Raw genomic sequence first — 3,703 nt, 5'->3', positions numbered from 1 at the left:
CAAGGTAAATGACCTCTCCAAGCTACTGCCAACAACCTAAATAGCGCTTAACACAAAAATCTAATTATTACAGACGCTCAACACCGAAGGGATACTTAGAAAGCATTATAATTTTGACAGGGGTAGCTTTTACGAAGGGTACTATATCGCAAGGCTAAAAAGTCTAGTGGAGGGCAATAAAATTATACATGATGTTATGCCTCCGTTGCCTGACTTTAGAGCTATTAGAAAGCAAAAAGGGCTCACTCTTGTAAAGGTTGAAGAAGCAACAGGGTTGAATAACGGATATTTGAGCCAGCTAGAAAGCGGTAAAATTAAAAGCCCTGCCTATGAAACTGTTAGAAAGCTACACCATTTCTACAATGAGGCATAACGCTCAACTAAAATGAGTATGCGCCCTAGTGGCTAGAAGCACTGAAATTTCTATCTCGAAATATCCTTTCAAAATGCTCAGTTCGCATATTCATTTTAGTGTCTGTTGTGCCTCGTATTATATTTTTCTATACGTTTCGATTTCTCCCGATTTGATCAGTTCGTTAATCTTCTCAATGGTGTTGTTCTGCTCGCTCGGTTGTCCAAGGTTATACAATTCGTCAAATGGAGAAAAGTCAAGGATTTTGGATTTCATAGTTTCCAATGTTGGAACTTCATCCAGTTCAGCGTATTCTTCCAAGGTATATTCTAGATAGACCGTGTTCGGATTTATACCAATTTGGTCAAGTAAAAATCCACCGGTAAGTTCAACGGGTTTTAATTCCATGAATCGTTTGACGTCAGTTGGTGCTGGATAGGATGTAATTGAACCAATCTTTTCGGAATACATGATTGGGACATTGTTCGAATAGTCTTTTTTGGACTTGTAGACAATTACATTTTTTAAATCCATCACATTGAAAGTTGAAACCGCCGTTTTTGTTGAACTACATCCAAACAGCAGGAAACCACAAGTAATTATATAGATCAAAGCTCTCATTTCACAAGAAGTTTTTTGGTTTCAATTATGCCATTGTAATTTGCTCGTACGAAATAGGTTCCTGAGGATAAATTACTAATTGGTAGTTCTGTTTCATTAGATATATTTTCATGAAGTATTATCATCTGCCCTTGAAGGTTAATAATTTCTATTCGATCTATTTGATCTGCTAGGGCTCCTAGTCTTACTCTAAACTTGTCAGATGCAGGGTTTGGGTAAATTGTAAAACCATCCTGTTTTTGTTCGGTTCCCAAAACCATTGACCGCTCAAGATTAATATCTAGTTGATATGTTCCTCTTTCTCCAATAAAATATGGAGAAACCACAATGGTTATATTCTCATTCCCTTCTGATGTTATAGGACTAGGGAGGATGTCATCATACGCTTCTGACCAGTTCTCACCATCAAATGAATAAAGGAATAAACCATCAACAGTGTACGTAGATCCATTTCCGCTATTGTAGGAATCATGAAGTCTTATATCAATTGAATAGTCATAATTCTGATCAAGGTCAATTGAATAGAAATCCCAATCTGTTCCGATATGAATATTGGAATTGTTTGTCGAAACAGACGACATATCCGATGAGAAGTTGGCCGTTAATGAATAAGCGTCAGTATAGTCATCATTATTCTCGTATAGGTCAGGATTTAGAGGGGGGACTTGAAGAACTATTTTAATAGGGTTTATAAACGTTGATGTCGAACCAGTGAGTTCATAGTCATAACCATCCCATTGATGCAGCAATGCTAAAAAATAGGTTCCAGGAGGTACATTTAGGTTGCTGGTTGTAAAAGTTAACCCATCTGAGAAATGACAATTAGAACATAAAGTTACACCTGTTTTTTCTTCGATGGTTGCCACAAACTCACCTTCAAGGTTGTAAAGGGATACGTCCATAATTCCCGAAAAGTCTTCTGAATAATAGTTCGCAACATCAAGTTTTATGGACAGTGAACCTTCATTGTATAAATCTTCTGTCAAGACATCAATGGTTGAATAAAGGCTAATTATGTTTTCGTGTACAACCTCAATATCTACATAATCAGAAGTTAAGAAATCCCAAAAATCCGCTTTAATACCAACCCAATTTCCACCAGTTGGTCTATAAAAGATATGTATTCTGTATTCACCCGGCAACATTGTCAGAAGTCCATCAGTGCTGAATGTGATTCCGTTTGTGTAGTGATATCCGGATTGAAGACTCACATTCGGAATGATCTCTACAAAATCAACAAAAGCATCATTTTCATCAAAGATTGCCGCCGAATAATCACCGCTGAAAGTGTTGTTACCATCATTTAAAATATCAGTTGTGATTGAAAAGCCTTCACCATAAGCGATTGTTGATTTATTGGTTTCGACATCATCGTAGATTTCAAGCTGATAAGTTTGTGAAGCATCAGGGGGCTTGATTCCTATTAATGCTTGTTGTCCTTCATTGTAAGAACCTTGTCCAGCACCTATTCCTCCAGTTCCTGGAGTCAAGGCGTCAAGTAAGTAATAACCATCCAATTGGCCTCCCCATCCCCAATTCATATGAAAGAAATCATTGTTATCATATCCATCACATACCCAAGTATGTCCTCCTTGTCCAAATCCTGCATATTGTATAGGTCTTCCAGCATCTAATTCTGCTTTCAGTTTAGACTTCCATTGGGAGTCGGAGTAGTTGCTTCTTTGTAAACCTTCTATTGATTCGGCATCATAACCAAAATAGGTTTTGAATGCGTATTCACAACTCTGTTCAGGAGTTGGTGATCGATCAATTATGACATAAGAACCACTAACATTAGGCCCATACTCCATTTCTACAGCAACCCCACAATGATAAAGTAGTGTTGCTACAGCACTATTTGCACTATTGAGCGTATTAGGCATTGATTCCCAATCATAATATGTCGAACTGAAATTTGCAGACAATGTGCCATATGTCTCGTGATTATAGGAATGATAGCTGAAACCTTTGGCAGGATATTTCCAATATTTCATGATTTGAGCCATAGCTGTTGCTGGACATCCAGTAACGGCCCTCGTATTGTATTCACTATCGTATGGACACATATCGTTAAAATATGGACTCTGATTCCACTTAGTTTGCATAAGTGGGTTAACTGCATTTGATTCACTTGTTCGAGCATTGGAGGTTTCACCTTCATTTAGCAGGTTTTTCCATTGAGAAATGACATCTTCTGTTGGTTCAATGTCATTTGCTTGGATGTACCTGATTTGCTTTTTATAAGTTTCAAGCCACTTGGCCAGTTGTGGGAAAACTTTGTCCTCAGAAAAATTGCTCTCGTATGAATAGCCTAAAATTGGAAGAGCGGCATCTTCATTGGAAACAATGATAAATCCAGATTCACCGAAATTATATATGAAATACGGAGTGTTTGCAATTGGAGATGACAGTCTTGAGTTGGCGTTGGAAGACGATGTTGGATAAGCCAAAGTCAAATCAAAGTTCTGTGCTGCCACTCTTCCGTTTGAATTGGTAGTTAAACTTTTTAAAAAGTTCGTTGCGACTGTCTTAGCAGTTGGTTCGTCGATCTGCTTTGCAAAGCCCGTTACTGCTAGCAGAAGAAGGAGAATTAGGATTTTTAGCTTTTTCATTTTCGTTAGGTGGTATGAGGCACAACATCCGAGCATAGTGCATATGCACTATACTCACCTTGTACCACTAATCTAGTGGATTTTGAATTCCTGCCAAACCATTTATTGCCACATGAGT

The 3,703-nt window shown here is 37.9% G+C and carries 3 protein-coding genes; 1 reads left to right on the top strand and 2 read right to left on the bottom strand.

Features of this window, described 5'->3' with window-relative positions; translation table 11 throughout:
- Positions 1-196 precede the first annotated feature (196 nt).
- A complete protein-coding gene (locus tag C7460_RS24580; RefSeq protein ID WP_394340442.1) occupies positions 197-373 on the top strand; it encodes a helix-turn-helix domain-containing protein in 177 nt (58 codons plus the stop codon).
- A 117-nt stretch (positions 374-490) separates the two neighbouring features.
- Here the strand turns inward: C7460_RS24580 and C7460_RS23325 are convergent, their stop codons facing one another.
- Both C7460_RS23325 and C7460_RS23320 read right to left on the bottom strand, forming a co-directional pair.
- Entirely contained in the window at positions 491-973 is a 483-nt protein-coding gene (locus C7460_RS23325) for a hypothetical protein (protein WP_115870549.1), read from the bottom strand.
- Entirely contained in the window at positions 970-3,585 is a 2,616-nt protein-coding gene (locus tag C7460_RS23320) for a thiol protease/hemagglutinin PrtT (RefSeq protein ID WP_170148162.1), read from the bottom strand. Before C7460_RS23320 ends, C7460_RS23325 begins: the two co-directional genes overlap by 4 nt.
- Between the last annotated feature and the right edge of the window lie 118 nt (positions 3,586-3,703).

This window comes from Marinoscillum furvescens DSM 4134, assembly GCF_003386095.1.
In the GTDB taxonomy this organism is placed as follows: Bacteria; Bacteroidota; Bacteroidia; order Cytophagales; family Cyclobacteriaceae; genus Marinoscillum; species Marinoscillum furvescens.
The sequence above is the reverse complement of the archived record's forward strand: the minus strand, read 5'-3'. Positions and strand labels throughout refer to the sequence as shown.

Coding starts and splice junctions, on each gene's coding strand:
- C7460_RS24580 (WP_394340442.1), top strand. CDS start 197: ATGCCTCCGTTGCCTGACTTTAGAGCTATTAGAAAGCAAAAAGGGCTC.
- C7460_RS23325 (WP_115870549.1), bottom strand. CDS start 973: ATGAGAGCTTTGATCTATATAATTACTTGTGGTTTCCTGCTGTTTGGA.
- C7460_RS23320 (WP_170148162.1), bottom strand. CDS start 3,585: ATGAAAAAGCTAAAAATCCTAATTCTCCTTCTTCTGCTAGCAGTAACG.